25 protein-coding genes are annotated in these 19,162 nt (G+C 61.5%); 5 read left to right on the top strand and 20 right to left on the bottom strand.

All coding sequences use genetic code 11. The annotated features are described in order from the left end of the window. Positions 1–17 precede the first annotated feature (17 nt). From MKK75_RS01105 to MKK75_RS01030, 16 genes are all read right to left on the bottom strand, one after another. Positions 18–2,471, bottom strand: a complete 2,454-nt coding sequence (locus MKK75_RS01105) for a hypothetical protein (protein ID WP_244040792.1) — start codon at positions 2,469–2,471, stop codon at positions 18–20. 456 nt (positions 2,472–2,927) lie between these two features. Further along, positions 2,928–3,299: a hypothetical protein gene (locus MKK75_RS01100; RefSeq protein ID WP_244040791.1), complete on the bottom strand. Its 372-nt coding sequence runs from the start codon at positions 3,297–3,299 to the stop codon at positions 2,928–2,930. Between the two features lie 443 nt (positions 3,300–3,742). Further along, complete coding sequence (locus MKK75_RS01095) at positions 3,743–3,991, bottom strand: hypothetical protein (protein WP_244040790.1); 249 nt, start codon at positions 3,989–3,991, stop codon at positions 3,743–3,745. Positions 3,992–4,002: 11 nt separating this feature from the next. Further along, positions 4,003–4,485: a hypothetical protein gene (locus tag MKK75_RS01090; protein WP_244040789.1), complete on the bottom strand. Its 483-nt coding sequence runs from the start codon at positions 4,483–4,485 to the stop codon at positions 4,003–4,005. Positions 4,486–4,563: 78 nt separating this feature from the next. Beyond that, positions 4,564–4,797 (bottom strand): hypothetical protein, encoded by a 234-nt coding sequence (locus tag MKK75_RS01085; RefSeq protein ID WP_244040788.1) that lies wholly within the window; start codon positions 4,795–4,797, stop codon positions 4,564–4,566. Positions 4,798–4,805: 8 nt separating this feature from the next. Then, on the bottom strand, positions 4,806–5,177 hold the full coding sequence (locus MKK75_RS01080; RefSeq protein ID WP_244040787.1) for a hypothetical protein: 372 nt from the start codon (positions 5,175–5,177) through the stop codon (positions 4,806–4,808). A gap of 72 nt (positions 5,178–5,249) precedes the next feature. Continuing rightward, on the bottom strand, positions 5,250–5,519 hold the full coding sequence (locus MKK75_RS01075; protein WP_244040786.1) for a hypothetical protein: 270 nt from the start codon (positions 5,517–5,519) through the stop codon (positions 5,250–5,252). A gap of 313 nt (positions 5,520–5,832) precedes the next feature. Next, on the bottom strand, positions 5,833–6,483 hold the full coding sequence (locus tag MKK75_RS01070) for a hypothetical protein (protein ID WP_244040785.1): 651 nt from the start codon (positions 6,481–6,483) through the stop codon (positions 5,833–5,835). Positions 6,484–6,606: 123 nt separating this feature from the next. Next, on the bottom strand, positions 6,607–6,954 hold the full coding sequence (locus MKK75_RS01065; protein WP_244040784.1) for a hypothetical protein: 348 nt from the start codon (positions 6,952–6,954) through the stop codon (positions 6,607–6,609). Positions 6,955–6,962: 8 nt separating this feature from the next. Further along, on the bottom strand, positions 6,963–7,277 hold the full coding sequence (locus MKK75_RS01060; protein WP_244040783.1) for a hypothetical protein: 315 nt from the start codon (positions 7,275–7,277) through the stop codon (positions 6,963–6,965). Next, complete coding sequence (locus tag MKK75_RS01055; protein WP_244040782.1) at positions 7,277–8,215, bottom strand: ArdC family protein; 939 nt, start codon at positions 8,213–8,215, stop codon at positions 7,277–7,279. Before MKK75_RS01055 ends, MKK75_RS01060 begins: the two co-directional genes overlap by 1 nt. Positions 8,216–8,266: 51 nt before the next feature. Continuing rightward, positions 8,267–8,497 carry a hypothetical protein gene (locus MKK75_RS01050; RefSeq protein ID WP_244040781.1) on the bottom strand — a complete coding sequence of 77 codons (231 nt, stop codon included), beginning with the start codon at positions 8,495–8,497 and terminating at the stop codon, positions 8,267–8,269. A gap of 44 nt (positions 8,498–8,541) precedes the next feature. Then, the gene (locus MKK75_RS01045; protein ID WP_244040780.1) at positions 8,542–8,850 is read right to left on the bottom strand and encodes a hypothetical protein; all 309 of its coding nucleotides are present in this window, start codon (positions 8,848–8,850) and stop codon (positions 8,542–8,544) included. Between the two features lie 187 nt (positions 8,851–9,037). Then, on the bottom strand, positions 9,038–9,718 hold the full coding sequence (locus tag MKK75_RS01040; RefSeq protein ID WP_244040779.1) for a hypothetical protein: 681 nt from the start codon (positions 9,716–9,718) through the stop codon (positions 9,038–9,040). Between the two features lie 9 nt (positions 9,719–9,727). Then, positions 9,728–10,648 (bottom strand): hypothetical protein, encoded by a 921-nt coding sequence (locus tag MKK75_RS01035; RefSeq protein ID WP_244040778.1) that lies wholly within the window; start codon positions 10,646–10,648, stop codon positions 9,728–9,730. A gap of 84 nt (positions 10,649–10,732) precedes the next feature. Then, positions 10,733–11,305 carry a recombinase family protein gene (locus tag MKK75_RS01030; protein ID WP_409567496.1) on the bottom strand — a complete coding sequence of 191 codons (573 nt, stop codon included), beginning with the start codon at positions 11,303–11,305 and terminating at the stop codon, positions 10,733–10,735. 173 nt (positions 11,306–11,478) lie between these two features. Between MKK75_RS01030 and MKK75_RS01025 the strand changes: the two genes are divergently transcribed. From MKK75_RS01025 to MKK75_RS01005, 5 genes are all read left to right on the top strand, one after another. Then, a complete protein-coding gene (locus MKK75_RS01025) occupies positions 11,479–11,985 on the top strand; it encodes an SLATT domain-containing protein (protein ID WP_244040776.1) in 507 nt (168 codons plus the stop codon). Next, positions 11,985–12,779, top strand: a complete 795-nt coding sequence (locus MKK75_RS01020) for an SMODS domain-containing nucleotidyltransferase (RefSeq protein ID WP_244040775.1) — start codon at positions 11,985–11,987, stop codon at positions 12,777–12,779. The genes MKK75_RS01025 and MKK75_RS01020 overlap by 1 nt, the downstream gene beginning before the upstream one ends. Positions 12,780–12,971: 192 nt before the next feature. After that, complete coding sequence (locus MKK75_RS01015; protein ID WP_244040774.1) at positions 12,972–13,517, top strand: hypothetical protein; 546 nt, start codon at positions 12,972–12,974, stop codon at positions 13,515–13,517. After that, positions 13,510–14,046: a hypothetical protein gene (locus MKK75_RS01010; RefSeq protein ID WP_244040773.1), complete on the top strand. Its 537-nt coding sequence runs from the start codon at positions 13,510–13,512 to the stop codon at positions 14,044–14,046. Before MKK75_RS01015 ends, MKK75_RS01010 begins: the two co-directional genes overlap by 8 nt. 44 nt (positions 14,047–14,090) lie before the next feature. Then, on the top strand, positions 14,091–14,594 hold the full coding sequence (locus MKK75_RS01005) for a hypothetical protein (RefSeq protein ID WP_244040772.1): 504 nt from the start codon (positions 14,091–14,093) through the stop codon (positions 14,592–14,594). 146 nt (positions 14,595–14,740) lie between these two features. Here MKK75_RS01005 and MKK75_RS01000 read toward each other — a convergent pair whose 3' ends face one another. From MKK75_RS01000 to MKK75_RS00985, 4 genes are all read right to left on the bottom strand, one after another. Beyond that, a complete protein-coding gene (locus MKK75_RS01000; RefSeq protein WP_244040771.1) occupies positions 14,741–15,100 on the bottom strand; it encodes a DUF2958 domain-containing protein in 360 nt (119 codons plus the stop codon). Positions 15,101–15,598: 498 nt separating this feature from the next. After that, positions 15,599–15,829, bottom strand: coding sequence for a hypothetical protein (locus MKK75_RS00995; protein WP_244040770.1), 231 nt, complete (start codon positions 15,827–15,829; stop codon positions 15,599–15,601). Positions 15,830–16,116: 287 nt separating this feature from the next. Further along, positions 16,117–16,968, bottom strand: coding sequence for a hypothetical protein (locus tag MKK75_RS00990; protein ID WP_244040769.1), 852 nt, complete (start codon positions 16,966–16,968; stop codon positions 16,117–16,119). Further along, on the bottom strand, positions 16,965–19,154 hold the full coding sequence (locus MKK75_RS00985) for a hypothetical protein (protein ID WP_244040768.1): 2,190 nt from the start codon (positions 19,152–19,154) through the stop codon (positions 16,965–16,967). Before MKK75_RS00985 ends, MKK75_RS00990 begins: the two co-directional genes overlap by 4 nt. Positions 19,155–19,162 lie beyond the last annotated feature (8 nt).

Here is a 19,162-nt window from a genome sequence, read left to right as displayed (position 1 = left end):
CGGCTACGGTGCCAAGGTCACGTTGACGGCTGGTTAACCACGGGGTCGTCGGGGTCCGGGGGGCGCACGGAACCCGGCCGGGACGGTCGCACGGGCCACCGCGCGACTCCTGGCGGGACCCACCACGTCCACTCCCCGGATGCGTGCAAGGCCGCGACGGTCGCGGCATGGGCCTCAACGGCCTCCTGGGCGGCCTCCGGGGCCTGCACAGGGTCGGGCAGGGCACCGACGAGGGAAAGGCCGTGCAGCCCCTCTAGCAGGCCCGCGAGGCGGGTTTCGAGGGCATCGGCGGTCTCGGCCGGCGCGACGCGGACCCAGGCCCCCCTGCTCCGCCTACTCCCTGACACCCTGTAGATCACACGGGACAGTCCCGCATAAGCGTGACCGTTCCCATATAGAGATTCCTCTATAGAGACCGTCACGCTTTCGACGGTCGCGCGACCCGTCGCGCGGCGGCGAAGCCGGCTCGCGGCTTGGCGCACGGCCTCCGCGCTTTCCCAAAGCCCGGGGTAGGCGGCGGCGCAGTCGCCGGCCACGTCCGGGAGGAAGCCGGAGAGCCGCATCTGCTCGAACCGGTCGGGGATTACGCTGTCCCACGTCGTCACTTCGTCCACTTCCAGGGGAAGGGGGACGTTTGTCAAAATCAGGATCTCGCACGGTACGTCGGCGCCCCGATGGATCGGGCGGCACCGGGCGATGGCCTGCATAAGCTCCGCCTCGCGGATCTGGCGGATGATCCGGTCGGCTCGCTCGTCCGGGTGGTATGAGACCGGCACCGCGACCGTCGCGCCGGAGCGCGTGCGGATCGCGCCGTCCCGCTTCGGGAGCATCGTGCGACCCGTTTCCCGGTCAGGGGTTAGGAAGGCGAGGGGGGTCGCGTCGGCGAAGAACACCGCCCGCATCTGGCGCTCGACTTCGCTCGGATTCGGCTCGATCCGCCCCACGATGAGAACGCCCGCCGTGTTCTTCCATTGATCCTTGCCGCGAAGCGCGCCCTGGTGAGCTACGTCGAACGGCGCACCGTCCGTGCGCCCCTCCTCGATCCATGCCTCCCTGACGGCCTTCTGCGCTACGACGAGGGGTCGTCGGGAGGGGTCGTCCGCGACCGTCTCGGCATGACGGTCTGCGAGGGCGAGGCCGGCTTGCCACGCCCGCTCGCGATTGGCCGGATTCGAAAAGGCGAGCTTGCTCCCCGTCCTGTCCGTGACTTGGCGCACGGTTACGTTTCGCCACACGGCCCGGATGCTCTCGACCCGGATTCCCGGATAGAACCGGGACAGGATCAGGTCGTCCGCATCCGCGTCGATGACGAGGAGCGGGAGGCCCTGGAACCTGGGCTCCACGCTCCATGCCAGGGTCAAGACGTTCTCCAACTCGCCGCTCCGGCGGTTGAGATGCCCCATCTCCACGGTGAGGCCGTGAGGCTCGCCCTGGCGCTCGGTTGCCAACTCCCGCTTGAGCACGTGCCAGACGCGGGCGAAACCGAACGCCTCACGTTGAACGGCCTGGGCGAGGGCGTCCCGCTGGTCCTTCTCCTCCATGCCGGCGTCGATCTCCGGGCGTCCAAGCCGCGAGTATTCGAGCTCCATGGCGGCGGTGCACAGCCCCTCGCTGAGCCCGTAGGCGCGGAAGTCTGCGAGGGTCGGTTGCCGGTCCTCGCGGGCCGCGCCACGGATCGCGTCTTCCGCCGCACGCATGGCCTGGTGATGCTCGGCCCAAAGCTCCTGGGACCGTAGGTCGGCGTCGTGCTGACGCTCTCCCTTCCGGGCTCGGGCGATCTTCTCTCCGGGTGTCCGGCTCGTGAGGAAGCGGTCGATGGTCACGCGGCTTTCGCGTGTGAGCGTCGCCCAAAACGATTCGTCCACGATGAGGAGGTCTAACGTGTCCTCCTTGAGGGCATCGAGTCCAAGGGACAGGTAGGCGTGCGCCGCGATGTACAGGCCGGGGGCCTTCTTCGCCGCTTGCTGCTGCTGGACGTAGGGGCAGGATTCGCGGAACGGGCATTCGACCGTCTCGCCGGCCGCGTTCTTGCCCTTGCACAAGGTCTCGGTGACGCTGAACCCAAGGGCGGCTACGCCCTCGGCGATGTCGCTCTTGCGGCACATCTTCAAGCTGGGTGCGTTGGGGTCGTCCTGGGACCGTCCCCGGATGACGGTTGCGAGGATCCCCTTGGCCCTGGCCCGAACGGCAAGCTCCTCGCCAAGCTCGACGCTGGGGACGAGGTAGAGAACCCGGCGCTCGCGCCATGCGGGCTCTGCGCACGCGGTCAACACGGCTTCCGTCTTGCCCAAGCCGGCTTCGCCGGCGATGCCAAGACGAGGGGGGAGGGCGCCTTTGCGCTCCTCTGCATCGAGTGCGTGCCAGGCATCGGCCTGGCCGAAATGTTGGATGATCGCTGTATGCAGCGCCGTCGTGGCTTCCAGCCTCGACAGGCGCGCTACGCTCGAAGAGAGCGATTCGGCCCTTACCATTTTCATCCCCGTTTGGGGACTCGCAGACAGCCGTTCCCATTGCGCCGAGGGGCACAATCAGGTACACGTAATGATGCAGGGGACGGAGATCGCGTTATCAGCGCGACCGCTCTTTCCCAAGCTCTGAGCCGTCCGGTAAGTCCCGCAAAGACCATCACCCGGATGTCTCCGATCCCCTGTCATTTCCCGTGACGTGAGACCGAAGCGCTGCCCCTATCGGAGCAACGGCTATTAATGTAGCTGCAACCGTGGCCGGTTGCAAATGCCTGGATTTATAACGGGCTCGCTTTCGAGCGATTTCACCCGAGCTAGTAATGCCGGGTGCATTTCCAACCAATACTTGGCAAATGCCAAGCAATACCTCGACATGCGACAGATTCGTTCGAAACTCCGCGCCGATTCGCCGGTATCGGCCAAGTTGGCCTAATACCGGCGGTCTTGGATATATTCGCGCCTTTAGGCTGATGTGGCCCGACGCGGCTCGATGGCGCTCCCCTGGCGAAGCTCGTCCGCGATGGCGGATAGTGCGTCGGCGATGGTTGTCGGGTCCCAATGCTGCTCGACGGCGCGGCCGATGATGTGCTGCACTGCCGGTTCGATAGCCTCGCGCGTTTCTCTGATGCTCGGAGCCTCCCGGAGACGGTTGCCACGCCAACCGCCCGGAACGTGGACCTGGGCGAGCAAGCGCAACAGCACCTCGGCGAGAGGTGGCGGTCCCTTCGCGGCGTAGGTCCTAGCCGTGCGTCCGCCTATCCCGGCGTAGTCGGCGAACGACAACTGCGTGAAGCCAAGCCTGCGGATTTCGGCGTCGAATTCGTCGCCGGTCATGGGAACGCCCTCTAGGGGAGTAGGACGGGGGAAGGGGATGATGTTCCCTCCCTGGTCGCCCGACTCGATGACGGGCACAATGACTCGTCCAGGGTTTTGAGGCGAGTGCATCACGGAAATTCTCCCTGGCGGTCCTGTGGCCTGGGCGGTGCGCCTCGGCCTTGAAGCTCGATGGTGCGGTCTGTCTGTCGGCCGCGGTTGTCGAAAACGATGGCGAAGGCGCCTGCCGGGGTCTGGCCGTCCGGCCCCACGGGGATCTCAGCGCCGGCCTCGATCTCCACGAAGCGGTCATCGTCGGGACCGGCGATGCGGAAGAACCGACCTGGCAACAGGACCCGGCGGATGAGCCACGCCTGCTCTTGGCCCGGAAGTGGAGCAAAGCCGGTCTCTCGGGCTACGCGAAGCGCGTCCCATGGGATCATGCGAAGAGCGGGGAGGGGCATTCACTCCTCCTCGGGGTCGGTGAGCGCGGCAAGGACCGCGAGCAACAGGCGGTCCTCCCGGAACCATCGCTGGCCGGTTTTCCGGGGGACGTGCACGGTGGCCCTGGGCGTCGCGCCGACAGGTTCGCCAGGGCCGTAAACGTCCACCCGGACGAAGGCCATGGACCCTGCGTTCGCCGCCCCCTTGGTCACGAGGCGGCGGGCCGGGGTGTCGATCCGGCCGCCTTTGAGAGGGATGAGCCGTGACACGCCTTCCCTCCCTATCTCGGCTGGAACCGGCGCGGCCTGGTCGTCATGCCGGCGCGCTCGCGCTGGATGAGTTCCTGGGCCTGGGTCAGGACGAAGAGCCGGCGTGTGGCCCGGATCGGGTCCATGCCGCCCCGGTCCACGGGGTCCATGGCCTCCATCAGGCCGAGCAACACGCGCACGGTCGGATTCTGGCACCGGATGGCGTGCCAACGCATTGCCGGCGGAAGGGCGGCCATGCGGCGGGCGACGTAGTAACGCCGTAAGGCGCTCCCGACGATGCCGCGCGTCTCGATCAGGGAAAGGCCGGTCTCAATGGCGAGGTTGCGGGCCTCTTCCCCGCCGTCCCGGCTCATCTGGCCGTGGACCCATGTCTCTATGCTGTCGAGTTCGAGATCCGCCTTCCGGGCGATCCGCAGGGCATAGAGCCTTGCGACCTGGGCGGCCATGTCGCGCCGGACGTGGCCGGTGAGGGCGAAGAGTTGAGTGGCACTCATTGAACGGTCTCGCTGGGGGTGAGCCGGCGGATGCCGGCATGGAGGGTCTTGGCGGGGGTCGGACCCGCCACGAGCCGTTCAGGCAAAGTCGCTGGGGTGCCAGGCGTAGTGGAACATGGTGTAGTTATGGTCTTCCGGCCATGGCGTTACTGTCTGCTTCTCGATAACCGACAGTAGGCCGGTTTCGGAACGGTGAACAATGATCTCGTTATGCATGGTATGATGCTTGAGAGATTCGGCGGTGCGACCGATTTCGTAGGTCTCGAAGGTGAGACCGTCATAATCGTAAATCCAAGAACGTTCGGATGACATTGGAAACCTCACGAAGCGTGCCGCTCGCGCCAGAGGCGCAAGTTGATCCGGCATGAATGGAAGAAGAGGACGGTCCTAGCCGCGAAGCTTGCCGGAGAGCGGGGGCCGCGCTGGAACAAGGTTTCGATGCGGTCGTAGTCGGCGGCGAGCGCCGGAAAGGAGCGAAACAGCCCCTGGGATGCTGCCTGTACAAACCTCACGAGGTCTTCGGATTCCTCGATCTGGAAGTGCGAGATCCGGGCGTAGCCCGGCTCCTCTCCGTGACGGCGCCAGGTGACGATGCAGGCCACGCAGAGGCCCCGCTTGTCGAAGGCCGCCGCACCGGCCGCGATGAGCGGGCCGGCGCGGTGGAAGGCTATGCGAGCGGTGCGGGCGATCATGGTAAGCTCTCGTAGAACGTTCGCGGACTATGACTTATAGTAGGCCATATCGGCCCATTTAGCAATAGAAAACTAATAAAATAGCGAACTATCTTGTAACAGATAGTCAACGACGAAGCGGGGTACGCGAACCGAAAGCGAACCGCATTCGAGGCGGTAGGCGGGACCGTCCAGTTCGTCGCCCTGGCCCGTGACGGCCTCGGCCTCGGTGATGACGATGCGCGAACGGCTCTGATCGGCGCCGACGAGCACCAGCCCGCCGGCATGGGGAAGAACTCGGATTCGCTGGGGCGCCCGGCCATCGGCAACGGCGGCAATGCGGAAGAACAAGGTATCGGACATCTTCGCCTCCTGACCGCCTGGCGGTCGCTCGGGGGGGTGTTCGCGCCGGTATTGAGGGGAGGGGTGCCAAGGCTGCGGAGCACGGAGCCTGGCCTTGCGGCCCGCCCCGGCCGGCGCGATGCCGGGGGGAGCGAAACCGCAGGGAGGGGAGCGAGGAGGATCGTGCTCACTTCGATGTCATCTATGACACCGTTATACGGGAACGAAGCGAGGAGCCCCGGTGTCCGTGTCGTTCGATGGATGCCCGGTTGGGCGATCCCCCCGTGAGAGGGGAACTTACGCGACCCCCGCCGAAGCGGGGAAAACAGTCGGCTTAGGCGGCCTCCGCAACCTTTGAGAACGCCTCGGCGGTGGTCCCGTTGTCGATCTGCTGGGACCCGATGCCGTGCCAGATCGTGCGGTAATGATGATCTCGGCCGCCCTTGCGGCGCTCGTGACAATCATAGGAGGTCGGTCCGGTCGAGCAATACCGGTAAACCTCACCGCCTATCAGTTGGTAGAATACCTCCGGCAAGATCTTGTCGGCCTCTAGTGGCTTGAAACCGTCTTCGTCATGGTACAGGCCGTCCGGGATGTCCTCTCCGGAGATATCATCGAGTCCGTTGGAAGCCTCACCCCAACTAAAGCTGTTCGCATCGGCACCGTTCGCCTCGATCAAGCGATAGAGGCGTTCCGTGCACTCGCGGGCGGTAAAGCCGTCGAGGTCCACCGCTTCCTGGGCGTCGTCCTCGTCATAGAAGCGGCCAAGCTCTCGGCCGCCTGAGCCGTAAGCCACGAACGCGCCCTGGCCCTCGTATTCCGGTTCCTCGCGGGCGACGTGAGGGCGGTCTGGCCCGCAGTTTTCTCCCTGCCAGGCGTCCTCAATGGCGGCCTCGGCGGTGGTGCCGATTCCGAAAATGGCACCATTGGACTGCGGATGGGCGGGAACGGCGATGAAGTAGCGGATGGCGGTTTCGGAGGTCACGATCTGGTCTCCTGCGGCGTGGCGGGATTGCCCTGCCGACACCTATATAAATAGGCCAATGCGGCCTATATATCAATATGTAATGCTAACGATTTCAGAGGAAAACCGCAGATAATCAGTCGCCTACGCGACCGAGAACGCGGCCCTGGCGTCCCGTGCGTGCCGATCACCAAGGGCGAGAGAGAGACCGATAAAGGCGGGCTCCGCCCTGGCCTCCGCCAGGCTCACGGCACAGGCCGCGTCGCTGCCAGGCACCCAATAGCCGGCCCTGGCCTCGAAGCTACCGGCATCGGTGTAATGGGCCACGACAGAGAGGGGGGACGCGGTAAGGACGAGGCGAATGGCTCGGTTGATCTCAAAGTCCTCGGCGTCCTCACGGGCGAGGATGACGGTGATGCGGTTGCCGTCACTGCTCGTGCGGGTCACGGCCCGGCCGGCGGCGGCCTCGATCATGCGGCGGAAGGTGCTCATGGCAGGCTCTATTCGCAGAGATTAGGAGGGGAGAGGGGGGCGAGGGAGGGCGTGCCGTCCTCCTGCTGGGCCGCCAGGATCGCGGCCACGTCGAGCGGCCGGAGGCGTGCCGCGAACGCCATGAAATCGGCGTAGGCGGCCTCGGCGGGGGCCTTGGCTTCTGGCATCGTCTCCGCCACGCCCCGCTTGATCCAATGGAAGCCGGTGGCGCTGTTAAGCCACCAATGGACGCGTCCTGGCGTTTCCTGTCTGGCGTTGAGGTCGTAGGGGCCGGCTAAGGCCATAGCCGCCGGCCCGTCGAAGTCGGTCCAACGGTGGGCCATCACGCGGCCTCCGCGAGGGACACAGCCGGCGCGGGCTGCTGGGCGTGAAGGAACTCGGCGGCCTTCCGCGACAGGCTGGCGGCGGTGAAAACCGCCTTCTTGTCGTCGCGCAGCACCTTGAGCCAATAACGGACGTATTCGACATTATCCGCGCGCGGCTGCGGGGTGATGTCCAGATCTCCGCAAAGGAAAGCGGACCCGATCTCGGCAACAAGCTCCTCGAAGGCGTAAGCCTGCTCCCCGAACCGGCCGGACAGGTCCCGGTCGCACCGGCCCTTGCTCCCGGTCCAGTGCACAAGCTCGTGCATCAGAACGCCGTAGTAGTGCTCGGTCGCGGTCGCGGATTCGGTATCCTTGAAGCGGCTGCGGGTCGGCATGGTGATGATGTCGAAGCCCGGCGAGTAGAACGCCTGCTCGCCCGTGCTCGTCACCTTGGCCCCCGTGGCGGTCACGAACGCCTCAACCTGGGCGAGGTCTGAAACCCGGTCCTCGGTCGGGATGGTTTCGCCGGCCGGCAGGGTCCAGCCTTCCACATCGTTCGCGTTGAACACGTGGCTGGCCTTCGCGTAGAGAACCTTCTTGGCCTTCGGGTGGTCCGGGTCTACTCGCTCGCCGGTCTCCTCGTGTAAGTAAACGTCACCCCAAAAGGTGATGAGCGTTCCCTTGGTGCCTTTCTTGACCTTGGCGCCGAGGTCTTTCCACTGATTGAACGTCGCCCAATACCGGGACGCGCCCCCCATGCCGGCGATGCCAAGCAAGAGCCGGTTGATTCCGTTGTACGGCTTACGGGTGCGGGCATTGACCGGGACACCGTTCCCGGCGGCCTTCACCCACGGCCACTCGGTCGGGCTGGCGGCCTGCTCAAGGGCGGAAACGATGGTCGCGGTGACGGTCTCGTAGATGTCGGCGCGCGGGGCGGTGGCGGTCGGCTTTGCCATGGCGAGATGTCCTATTGGTGTCATAGTTGACACCGTTGCAGGGTTGAAAGACTAAGCGGCCACGTCGTCCAGTTCGGATTCATGATCTTCGAGAGACGACACGATGTTGTCCAAGTTGTCGGCAACCTCTTCGGCTCTGGTAGCGCGCTCGCCCTCCTTCATGTTCTCGGGCATATTTTCCAGATACTCGCGTTCGGCTTCGGCTGCCTCTGCCAGCATTTCACGGGCGGCAATGAGAAGGCGGTTAGCCTCGGCGATCTGTCTGCGACGGGCGGCGTTCATGATGGCGTTCCTTGAGTTGGGGGCCTGGTGACGGGGGAGGGGGGCTAAGCCCCCGCAACCTCCTCGTTGGCCCGCACCTCCCGGCGGGGCTTCCGGCTGCGGCTGGTCTTGGCGGTGGCGACAACCTGGGCGAGGAGGGCGTCTGCCTGAACGATGGCGACCTTGTTCGCCTTCCGGGTCGCAGCGGCCTTCTGAGCGGCGGCGCTACGCTTGGCCTTGGCAAGGCGGGCCTCGTTGCGGAGCCAATAGAACTCGGGGGTGTTGCGGAAACCGTCGGCTTCGGCGTCGAGGTAGGCGGCAACCTGAACCTCGGCGAAGGTGGCGAGGGAGGCGAGGGCGTAAGAGGTCTTCATGGCACTGGTCCTGGGAGGGGGGGGATCGATGGGCCGTTTGCCGCTTTCGATACAGATAATATAGGCTGATACGGCCTATAAGTAAATACGCAAAACGCAGAAAACAGCGAATAACCCGCGAATTTATGAAGAAACTTTGCCCCTACCCCTTTCCCTTCCTAATTCCTCTCTCGTGCCGGAGGCGCGATCAGGTGCGAACCCGATGATGGGCGTAGTCACCCCGGAGCGCAGCTTGGAAGGTCGCCCGTACGGGGGAGGGAAGCTTCAAGCCGAACGGCATGGGCCGTCCCGTTGCGAAGCGCTCGAAGGCATACGCTTCGGCTTCCTCAGAAGAATAGATCCAGCGCACGGATCGCGTGTCCGGGTGCGACAGGTCAACACCGTTGGCCTCACGGATCTTATTGCCGAAGGATTCCATGGTCTCTACGGCCTGACCTGGAATGTTATGATAGACCGTGTGGAATAGCTCATGAAACAGGGTTTTTAGCGCTGTTTTGTGATTTAGATTGACAAATATCGAAGATCTTCGACCTTCACACCCGAATGCCAAGCCTAGACCATCAAATTCACGGTATTCAGGCGCATATGCATCGGCAAAATCAGGCTGGTATTCCAGCATGATATTATAGAGTTCTTCGTCTTCACCCGCTCGGTAGCCGTGGCGTTGGAGCCCGGCGCCGAGGTAAGCGGAGATCAGCGGATTCATCCGCATGGCCTGGGCGTAGCTGCGCAAGGCGTCGGTGGTGATGGCGGCCGGGGACATAGCCCCCGGCATCATCCTGGCTCCGTGGGGCAGGATCGGCACCTCACAACTGACTGGACAGAACGCTTGCCCGTCCCAAACCAAACACTCGGTCGGCTTCAGCATGGAAGCCTCCTAGATCTTGAAGGGACTAGGGGCGGGAAGCTCCTCATTTGGGGTCTTGAGCCTTGTTCCGCCCTCGCCCTCGTCTCCGCCGTTTTCGGGGCCGCTGTTCGCCGGCCCCTTCGTAGGGTCCATCAGGCGCGCGGCCTCCTCCACGGCCCGCTGTAGCTCGATGAGATCACCGAAAATCGCGTGAGCAGCACATATATCTGTGTAGCCAGGATTAGCTTTCGACCATGATTTAAACATGCTTTTGGCCGCTCGAAAGCTTACAGAATTGGGATCATTGGTCTCCCTAGATAGCAATCGAACAACTTCCGGTGCCACCTTTTCAATACGTCTCTGCAAACCTTTAACATGCCTTCCGATTGGGGCATCAAGGTCGTATTGCAGCTTTTGAGCGACCCATTCGTATGCGTCTGGGGTTCCAAATCGAGCTTCGGATTCCGCCCTGGCCTTGGCGGCCGCGGCGCCCCTCTTGGCATATCCGGGCGACGGCACAGGTTCGGGGTGTGATGGCCCTGGCCTTCCGCCGCCTGCTCCACCGCCGCCCGCCGTAAGCTCCGGTGCCGGGCTGCCACGGCGAGGGCCGGTCCCCCGGATGGCCGAGGGGAGCGCAACGGGGACGGCAACACGAACCGAACGCCCGCCCTGGAAGGTCTCCGGTGCGGCTCGGCCGAAGCTCGCGACGAGACCGACGAGCGCGCCAACGGCGACCTTGCCGAGTTCCCCGAGGATCTGGCCCACGGCCATGATCGCGACCAGGCCGCCATGCTGGAACATGATTTCCGAGACGATGCCGGCTGGGGAGATTCCCGAGCCGCCGCCACCCTTCTTGCGGGCGATGCGGGCGCGCTGCGACGCGACGGTGAAACACCCACCGGGGCGGGCCTTCCTCTCCTTACTACTGGGCTTGTTGCGAGGCGCCGACATAGCGAAAATCCCCTATCGTGCGATATGCACAGGAGAATGCTAGCACTCGGCAATTAAACTGCAATGGTAGTTTTTGGCGAATCGTTAGCGAACGTCTTGCGAATAACGGCGCAAGCCGCGCGACAAGGTGGACTCCGACACGGCGAGAGCGCGAGCGGTTTCCGCCCACGATGAGCCGGCGGCGCGGAGCCGGCGGGCTGCATCGGCCTGGACCTGGCCGAACTTGCCGGGGCGGCCGACATGACGCCCCTGGCGCTTGGCGGTCGCCATGCCGGCGGTGACGCGCTCGCGGATCGATTCGCGCTCGAACTCAGCGAGGGCGGCGAGCACGTGGAACAGCACCCGGCCGCCGGCCGTGCCGGTGTCGATGGCCTGGGTGATGGAACGAAGGTGGGCACCCTTCGCCTGTATGGCATCCGCCGTGTCGATGAGTTGGCGGAGACTACGGCCGAGACGGTCGAGCTTCCACACGGCAAGGGTGTCGCCCGGCCGGAGATCCGCGACGGCTGCGGCGAGGCCGGGCCGGTCCGCCTTGGCGCCGGAAGCCCGGTCCTCGTGGATGGGATCGGCGCCGATGCCTGCCAGAGCCTCGGTCTGCAAGCTGAGGTTCTGATCGCCCGTCGATACGCGCGCGTAGCCGACGATTCGCCCGCTCATTTTGGATGCGCCCTTTTGCAAGTCGTAAGAGGCTGAACTACCACGGCTCAGCTTTACTTGCAAAAGGAACTCCTTTTGCAAGTGGAGGCAAACGACCTTTTGTCCGTTCAGGTTTCGCTCTAGGGTTGATGGGTCGTCATTCCGACGCCCAAGAGAAGTCAACGCTATTGCCCGTGTCCCAACCCGTCGCGGATAAGGTCGTCGCCGAACTGCTTCGCATGGAGGAGGATTGCACTCACTCCGGCAAAGCGCACTTCAATGCTGCTGACCGATGGACGTGGTGGAACTACGCGTTCGGGATTCCCTCTGTCGCATTAAGTGCGGCGGCCGGAGCGGCCTTCTTCCAAGACTATGCTGTCATCGCGGGTGCTATGTCGTCGGCTGTGACCGTCCTAACGGCCCTTATGACATTCCTCAAACCTTCCGAAAAAGCAGCGGATCATAAGAGTTCTGGCGATCAATACCTATCATTACGCAATGATGCCCGTGTATTTCGAGAAATTGAATTGACCCAAGTCGGGGATGATGCGGCAGCAATTGCTGGGATGAATGGTTTTACTACCCGTAGAAACGAACTCAATCAGGCTAGTCCCGCATTTGCTAAACGAGATTTTAGAAGAGCCAAAAAAGGGATTGATCGCGGAGAGGCTTTGCACGCCGTCGATAAGGGTAAAAATTAATGTCTGTTTTGAGCTATCTTCAATCGAGAGCGAGTTCTGCCGTATTATCTTCGACCGAGAACACATCTATTAATACATCTATCACAACTTTGAAATCTAGGCTTGATAAATATTTTACGGTTGCTGACGATGGCTTGAGCACTCATTTTCGATTTGGTTCGTCTACACGTGGAACCATCCTTCCAAGAGTTGATGATGCACATTCTGACATCGATTATCTGATCGTGTTCGAGAAGGGAGGCTATAATCCTCAGACTTATCTCGACAGATTAAAGCGTTTTGTCGAGAAGCGTTACTCTAGCTCAGATATTTATCAAAGCCACCCCACCATTGTTTTAGAACTCAACCATATCAAATTCGATTTGGTACCAGCGCTTTTCCAATGGGGTTCGACTTATAAAATTCCAAGCAGCACTACATCTTGGCAAGATACAAGTCCAAATGATTTCAACTCAACTCTAGAGACCGCAAATAAAAATAACAGCTATCTAATCAAACCGACTGTCAGGCTGGCAAAAATATGGAATGCTTCAAATGGGTATGTTTTTGACAGCTATGCATTTGAGAAATGGATAGCCAACAGATTTTATCTATTCTGCTCCAATCAAAAAGATTACCTATTTAATGTTTTTGATGGACTAAATGCGAACGAAACTACTCAATGGCGAAATGACAAAATAAATCGCGCAAAACAGATTGTCGCTAACGTACGAGACTACGAGAAACGCGAAATGCCAATCACGGCAGAAGCGGAGATAAAGAAGCTTATACCCGAACAAGACGGTCGATTCTGAGAGAGTATAGCATGATCGACCTCCCCTAACTTCCCCCCCAACAAACTGTCCGAGGCAAGGCTCGCTGAGCGTGCAACGACCGTCCGACCGTACCTTATGACGCCGGAACCTCGCCAAACGTTGTGCCAGACACCATAACCTCCGAGCATTGAGCGAGCGCAATGCCCTGCGTCGCACATAAGGGCTTCCGCCATGCCAGCCACCGATTTTGATAGCTTTGTCCAGCAACAGCAAGACAACAAAGAGAACATAAAGGAATTTTGGGGACGCGAGAGAGATCAATACATCGATTATGTAAACAAAGTATATGGTACGATTGAGGAATTTCTAGCGCCGTGGACCTCTACAGGGTCTGTTACGATAGAATATCACGAGCAAGAAATTCACGAAGAAGATACAGGTGTTTATAATGTTAGGAAATGCATAATATCGATTGGTAATAGATTCATTGCTTTGACACCAATCGGGACTCAACTTATCGGAACTAAGGGGCGCATTGATATCAGCGGCGCATTTGGCCGGAGTAGACTAATCCTTGTAGACAAGGACGCTACTGGTATTCGTGTATCTGTTACGCATGTGGATCTCAACGACCCGCAATCATCAAAGGCGGAAAAACCTCCGGAAAAAGAAATAGACTGGACTTGGAAAATTGTCTCCAACCCGCCTAATATGAAATTCATCGAATTCAACAAGGAAAACTTCCTTAGCAAGATTATGGAAATCTCCAATGGCTAAATACAAAACATTGGTAGATTTTTCATCGAGTAATCCAGGCTCAACTGAAATCGCAAATTACTATAACGACACTGATAGCTCTCTTAGATTTTATTATACAACTCAGACTGCCGCAAAATTCTTCGGGTATGCACCCGAGGAAATACAATCGGAACTGGAAGCTCGTATAGCGGAGCTTGATGCAACGTGCGCGTTTACATTACTTGCCGATTTAGAGGCAACATTTAAGATAGATTACCTTCAGCGATGCTATAAAAAAAAGAAAGAACCTATTTCGAGAGCGTTCAGAGATTTCTATGATGAATTTGGCTCGTCTATTTCGCTCAACAGGCAGATCCTTCCAGCATGGAAGGAGCATCATCCCGAATTCAAGGTCGTAATTGGAGCTATCAATGCGGCTATTAACTATAGAGACTGGATGGCTCATGGTCGATATTGGACGCCATCACTTGGTCGCAAATATGATTTTGTTACCGTATATCAAATATACACGGAAGCGGAAGCCAACTTCCCATTCCTGAGTGCATGAAGCAAAAATCAGTAACGCCGTGCGCTTCCCGAAACTAAAGGCTCATGACACAGATAAACCTTGCCGAAGTCGAGCGGATCTCGGCAACCTCGAAGCGTCCTCGGTTCGCCCTCTGCACGTGGCTCGCGCTGCTCGATCTAGTAGGGGACGGCGAGGCATGGAACGGGGAGCGGAACGAGCTGGCCGCCCATGTCGAGGCACTGTTGCCACCCGGCCGATATGAGGCACGGGCTGCTGCGCGGATCGAACGTGTCCAGGACGTGCGCAAGCGTGAGGCATCAGCCCACAAGAGCCTGGATGAGGATCTAGCAACGCTGGCCCCCGGAGACGAGCGCGAGGCCGCCGGCCGATTCCATCATGCGATGATCCGCATGGGTGCGGATGAGGCCGTTGGTCATCCCCTCGCGCAGAACGTCTCTCGGACGCTGAGCGAGCTTCGCGTGGCTGGGCTCGTCGGCATCGAATACATTGACCCTCGGGGCGAGGCGCACACCAAGCCGGCGCGGGGCCGCACCCTGTCGGTGTCGATCTACCGGCGGGACTCTTGAATTGGGCGCGGACCGTGGCACCATCCCTTCATGGTGCTGGCAACGGCGCCAAGGCTCTCCCTTCCCGGTGAGGGCAAGAGGCAAACGTCTCGCCCCCTCACAAGATGGGGTTTGGCCCGCCGGTTGTCCCGGCGGGCCTTCGCGTTTCAGTAGCCCCATGCCTTCTTGCGGATGAGGGCGCGAATGTAAGCGCTGAGCGGCGCCTGGACCAGAAACACAGAGGACGCTCGAAGGCATGTCTCCGAGCCGCCCTGGGCGAAACTCTCGAAGGCACTCAGGCTCCAATGGCCGAGTTCGAAAACCGGCTTATCGCCATGCTGCACAGCCAGGCCGTAGGCCAGGTCATCGTTCGCGGGAAGCGTGTGCGTCAGTAGCCAGGACAGGGGCGACGTGGGGAGCCAGAGCCGGATAACGGGAGCGAAATCAGGCTGGCGTCGGCCGGCGGCGGAAATCCCGTTGGCTACGAGCGCGCGGCGCTCATGTGGGCTAAGGAACCGATGGCACATCGCTCTCCTCCCCTATTCCCTGCCCCCCGGCTCAGTGCAGAGCCGGCAGGAAAGCGCCCGCGAGGGCCTGGGTGAGCGCGAGTGCCCCGAAGATGATCGCCAGGGCTGCGGTGCGGATGCTGGAATGGGTCATTGTCGCTCTCCCGATCTGGCCGGACCCGTGCGGTCCGTGACCCGGAGAGGCGGCGGGTTCAGAGAACGACTGCCAGGCCCGCCCCGAAGGGGCGCGCTTGCGCTTGGGCCTTGGGGTCGGACTCGCCCGCCGCACACCCGGTCACAAAAGGACTGCACCGGACACCGGGGCGGGATGGCGCTTTCGCTCCCTTCCCCGTCACCGTCTTGCCTTCGGATTCGGGGCTTTGCAGGCACCTGCGCGTGGGGTGGCGTCCCGTCCCACGCGACCGTCACCGTGATAGTCACAGGAGCATAGGGAAGGGGGACGGTTGCCCATCCCCCTGGGGTCGCTCCGTTTGCTAGAGTGCCGGGGGCACGCCCCCGTTAGTCCTCCCGGTCCTTGCGCATCCGCAGGACGAGGCGGCCATTGAGTGGCACTGCCGAAAGGCTGACGTTGAAGCCCTGGCCGTCCCGGTGAGCCCATGCCGCGCCGATGCGCGTCCAGAAGGCGTTGTCCCCTTCGCCCTCGACCACGAAAGCACCGTGGGTCGGGATGTTCACGCCCTGGCTGGTCTCGTCACGCTCGGAAGCGGTGGTCGGGTTGCGCTTCGACATTGTGCTGTCCCTCAGTCTCAACCGCCTCGCGGTCGTTCCGAGGTCTTGAATGCGAGGGATTCGCACCGGCCTGCCGGGGTCCGTAAGACGCTGGCGCTTGCCCCTGGGCGGGCCGGAGCAACCGATGCACAACCCGGAATGAGATACACCGCGTGCTGTGACTGCGGATGCGCCATGAAAGCGGAACGCCCGCCTCCTGGAGGAGACGGGCGCTCGGGGTGTCCCGCCTGCGAGGCGGGGCGATGGGTAAGGACCATGCCGCGACGGTCTACGCGACCGTCACGGGGTCACAGGTCGGCATCGAGCTTCGGCTTGACCTTCGGCTGGGGTGCCGGTGCAACCGCCACTGAGGGATTAGGAGCGACGGGGGCAGATGGGGCCGCCTCCGACGTGCGAAGCTCCATGGGAGCCGGCGCCGAGGGCGGCGGGACCGGAACCTCTGCAACCTTTGGCGACGGGGGCGCTGAAGGCGTCACCGTCTCGGTGCGAGGGAGCGGAGCGACCGGAACGAAGGGGACAGGGGGAGGCGCGGGCGCCTGTGCCTGGGCCTGAACCTGCGGCGTCGGTGCGGGCACGGGCGCGGGTGCCGGTGCCGGTGCCGGTGCGGATTCCCGCATGGCTGCCGGGCTCGGCTCGCGGTTCGCTCCCGGCCGAAGGACGGACATCATCTCGGCCGCCGTACGCGTACGCTTCGGGTCGGCCTGGTTGGCGAGCAACGCCAACGTGGCCTGATCCGTCACCTCGAACGGGAGCCTGCTGTGCGGGCTATTGGCGAGGTAGTCCTTAACCACGCAACCGACGCGGTGCGGGCCGAGACCGACTAGGACGAAGCGCCCGGCCTCGATCCGGCCGCCTACGTTGTAGGGGGCCGGACTACACCTCGCCTTGAAGGCAACGGCCTGGCCCACGATCACGTCACCCTGGAAGATGCCCGTGAACAGGACGGCGCCCGGATAGACGCCAGCCTCGGCGAGCCCCGGACGGGGCTGCGCGTATCGGATCGTGACCTTCTCACCGACGACATCGAGCCGCATGGCGGAGCCGTTATGCGAGAGGTTCGGAACCCCCGGCGCGCCCTGGGCGAGCGCGCTGGTGGCGAGGACGGCGCTGATCGCCGCTGCGAGGACAGTCTTGCTCATCGGCGTACCAGCGGCCTCGGCCGCTCCTCCTGGGGCTGGTTGGGCTGCTGAGCCGCAAGCTCCCTGCTCCTAGCGAGGTCGCTCTTAAAGCCCTTGGAACGTTCGTCGTAGAACTGCTTCGCGTGCGCGAAATTGCGGTCCTGTTTGGCGAGCTTGATGAACTCGGGAGCGGTCGCACCATGCCGCTTGAGGTAGCGGGCACGTCCAGATGGCGAGGTGGCGCCCTCCTTCATTGCGGATTCGGCCTGCTCGGGCTGGTTGGCTTCCCTATTGGCCGCTTCCCGCCTCCGCGTCATGTACCCGGTCTTCACGGGGTAGGGCTGCACCTGCCCCGTCGCTTCCTGCTGCTGCGCACGTGCCTTGGTCCTGGCCTGCATGGCAGCGTATTTCGACTCTCCGGGCGGCTGAGACAGGTCATTGAACTGGCGACCGCTCGACTGCTCAGTTTGCTCCCGGAACCGCTGGTGGTCGCTGGCGATAGTGTCCGCCATGGACGACTTGACGTTCCGATCAGCGCGATACCCCTGCGCCTTGTCCGGCTGGCCGGCACGCTCGGCATCCATGGCCTTGTCGTTGGCAAGGCCAGCCTGCCGCGTCGCGGCGGCATGGTTGTGCCGCATCGTAAGGTCCAATTCGGTAGAAGTGTCACCCTTCTCCTGTGCAGCCTTGGATTCGCTCAAAAGCCGGTTCTGGCTTTCGTCATGAGCCTTCGATGCATTCGCCTTCTCGCGCGTGCTTAGATGGGACTCGGTGTAGTGTTCACGGTTAGACTCTCGCTTGTCCCATTCGGCCTTCTTCTCTGCATTCTCGCCCTGCGGTGCTGACAGGGAATTGAACTCACGGCCTGTCGCACGCTGAACCTCCTCGCGGAAAACCTTGTGCTGACCGGCAATCATATCCTGCCGTGAAGTTTCACCATTCTTTTTTGCCTCAATATGGCTCATGCGAATATCGCAATCACGATACTTTGCATGATCTCCATTCATGTTAGCTTCTTTGATGGTCTTACTGAGATCATCATAGACCTCTGCTTCGGACTTGATCGGCTTCGGCTGAGCGGGTTGAGCCAAGGCCCGTGCGGCATCCTGCATACGGGCAGCCTGTCCCAACTCCTTCCGACGCTGGGAGCCAGGAACCTCCATACCGAGGCGCTGGGGGGCCCCCCTGGCGGCATCCCGCATGGGTTCGGCCCGAGGCTGAGCGGCACGGGGCTGCTGCCCCTGGCCCTGCTCCCATGCGGTCTTCCTGGCGGCATCCTCGCCACGCGGCTGCGATAGGTCGTTGAACTTGCGACCGGTCGCCGATTCAGTCTGTGTCTGAAACGCCTTATGGGTGCTCTCGATCTGCCGGACCTTCACGGCGTCCTGCCTCAGCTTCGCGTCGGCATGGCTCGCGCGGATCTGGCAATCCATCAGGTCAAAACGGTCGCCATTCTGCCTGGCGGATTCCGCTGCCCGGCCAAACTCCTCTTTCTGTTTCCAAAGCTGACGCTGCTCCCATGCCGCCTTGCCGGCCGGGTCCTCGCCGCGCGGATGGTCAAGATCATTGAACTTACGACCCTCCTTTTCCAGGTTCTCCCGGAACGCCTCGTGCTGGGTCCTGATCTTGGCGAGTTTTCCCATATCGCCAAATGCCTGAGCGTTGGCGTAGTGCCAACGAAAGGCGCAGTCTCTCTTTGTAGCGTCGTCGCCCCGCGCCTCGGCCGCCTCGCCCTCGGCACGAAGCTTCTTCTGATCCCACACGGCCTTCTTGGCTCGATCCTCGCCAGGGGCCTCGTCAATGGAATTAAATTGACGATCAGTATTACGATCACTCGCCTGAGAGCACAGATTACTATGGTCTACACGGATTTCTTCTAATCTAATTTTGTGTAGTTTGAGCATATTCAAAGATTCAATAGCTTCTGGATGCCGTGTATTTCCAGAAAACCTGTTATAATTATCTTGTGAAGCCGCCGCTTCTCGCATATTTTTAGCATAGTCTTGTCGAAGACTATAGTCCTTCTCTGATAAATGGTCGCCATTAGCCTTAGCTTCCTGCTCACCAGTCTCTAAATCCAACAGATTGTTGCCAAAATCACGATCAGCCGTAGCTCTATCAGGTAGAGACATGGACATTCTGCTGTGACAAGCAATTTCGTCCTCGATATTAAACTCGCCAGTCGGGATAAATGAACCAAAAGCCATAGTAGTAA

The organism is Methylobacterium sp. J-030 (assembly GCF_022829545.1).
Lineage (GTDB): Bacteria > Pseudomonadota > Alphaproteobacteria > Rhizobiales > Beijerinckiaceae > Methylobacterium.
Note: the sequence above shows the minus strand (reverse complement) of the source record. Positions and strands in the feature narration are given on the sequence as shown.

Excerpts from the sequence above, each read along its gene's own strand:
- MKK75_RS01105 (WP_244040792.1), bottom strand. The coding sequence starts at position 2,471 with ATGGTAAGGGCCGAATCGCTCTCTTCGAGCGTAGCGCGCCTGTCGAGG.
- MKK75_RS01100 (WP_244040791.1), bottom strand. The coding sequence starts at position 3,299 with ATGACCGGCGACGAATTCGACGCCGAAATCCGCAGGCTTGGCTTCACG.
- MKK75_RS01090 (WP_244040789.1), bottom strand. The coding sequence starts at position 4,485 with ATGAGTGCCACTCAACTCTTCGCCCTCACCGGCCACGTCCGGCGCGAC.
- MKK75_RS01085 (WP_244040788.1), bottom strand. The coding sequence starts at position 4,797 with ATGTCATCCGAACGTTCTTGGATTTACGATTATGACGGTCTCACCTTC.
- MKK75_RS01080 (WP_244040787.1), bottom strand. The coding sequence starts at position 5,177 with ATGATCGCCCGCACCGCTCGCATAGCCTTCCACCGCGCCGGCCCGCTC.
- MKK75_RS01075 (WP_244040786.1), bottom strand. The coding sequence starts at position 5,519 with ATGTCCGATACCTTGTTCTTCCGCATTGCCGCCGTTGCCGATGGCCGG.
- MKK75_RS01065 (WP_244040784.1), bottom strand. The coding sequence starts at position 6,954 with ATGAGCACCTTCCGCCGCATGATCGAGGCCGCCGCCGGCCGGGCCGTG.
- MKK75_RS01060 (WP_244040783.1), bottom strand. The coding sequence starts at position 7,277 with ATGGCCCACCGTTGGACCGACTTCGACGGGCCGGCGGCTATGGCCTTA.
- MKK75_RS01055 (WP_244040782.1), bottom strand. The coding sequence starts at position 8,215 with ATGGCAAAGCCGACCGCCACCGCCCCGCGCGCCGACATCTACGAGACC.
- MKK75_RS01050 (WP_244040781.1), bottom strand. The coding sequence starts at position 8,497 with ATGAACGCCGCCCGTCGCAGACAGATCGCCGAGGCTAACCGCCTTCTC.
- MKK75_RS01045 (WP_244040780.1), bottom strand. The coding sequence starts at position 8,850 with ATGAAGACCTCTTACGCCCTCGCCTCCCTCGCCACCTTCGCCGAGGTT.
- MKK75_RS01040 (WP_244040779.1), bottom strand. The coding sequence starts at position 9,718 with ATGCTGAAGCCGACCGAGTGTTTGGTTTGGGACGGGCAAGCGTTCTGT.
- MKK75_RS01035 (WP_244040778.1), bottom strand. The coding sequence starts at position 10,648 with ATGTCGGCGCCTCGCAACAAGCCCAGTAGTAAGGAGAGGAAGGCCCGC.
- MKK75_RS01030 (WP_409567496.1), bottom strand. The coding sequence starts at position 11,305 with ATGAGCGGGCGAATCGTCGGCTACGCGCGCGTATCGACGGGCGATCAG.
- MKK75_RS01020 (WP_244040775.1), top strand. The coding sequence starts at position 11,985 with ATGTCTGTTTTGAGCTATCTTCAATCGAGAGCGAGTTCTGCCGTATTA.
- MKK75_RS01015 (WP_244040774.1), top strand. The coding sequence starts at position 12,972 with ATGCCAGCCACCGATTTTGATAGCTTTGTCCAGCAACAGCAAGACAAC.
- MKK75_RS01010 (WP_244040773.1), top strand. The coding sequence starts at position 13,510 with ATGGCTAAATACAAAACATTGGTAGATTTTTCATCGAGTAATCCAGGC.
- MKK75_RS01005 (WP_244040772.1), top strand. The coding sequence starts at position 14,091 with ATGACACAGATAAACCTTGCCGAAGTCGAGCGGATCTCGGCAACCTCG.
- MKK75_RS01000 (WP_244040771.1), bottom strand. The coding sequence starts at position 15,100 with ATGTGCCATCGGTTCCTTAGCCCACATGAGCGCCGCGCGCTCGTAGCC.
- MKK75_RS00995 (WP_244040770.1), bottom strand. The coding sequence starts at position 15,829 with ATGTCGAAGCGCAACCCGACCACCGCTTCCGAGCGTGACGAGACCAGC.
- MKK75_RS00990 (WP_244040769.1), bottom strand. The coding sequence starts at position 16,968 with ATGAGCAAGACTGTCCTCGCAGCGGCGATCAGCGCCGTCCTCGCCACC.
- MKK75_RS00985 (WP_244040768.1), bottom strand. The coding sequence starts at position 19,154 with ATGGCTTTTGGTTCATTTATCCCGACTGGCGAGTTTAATATCGAGGAC.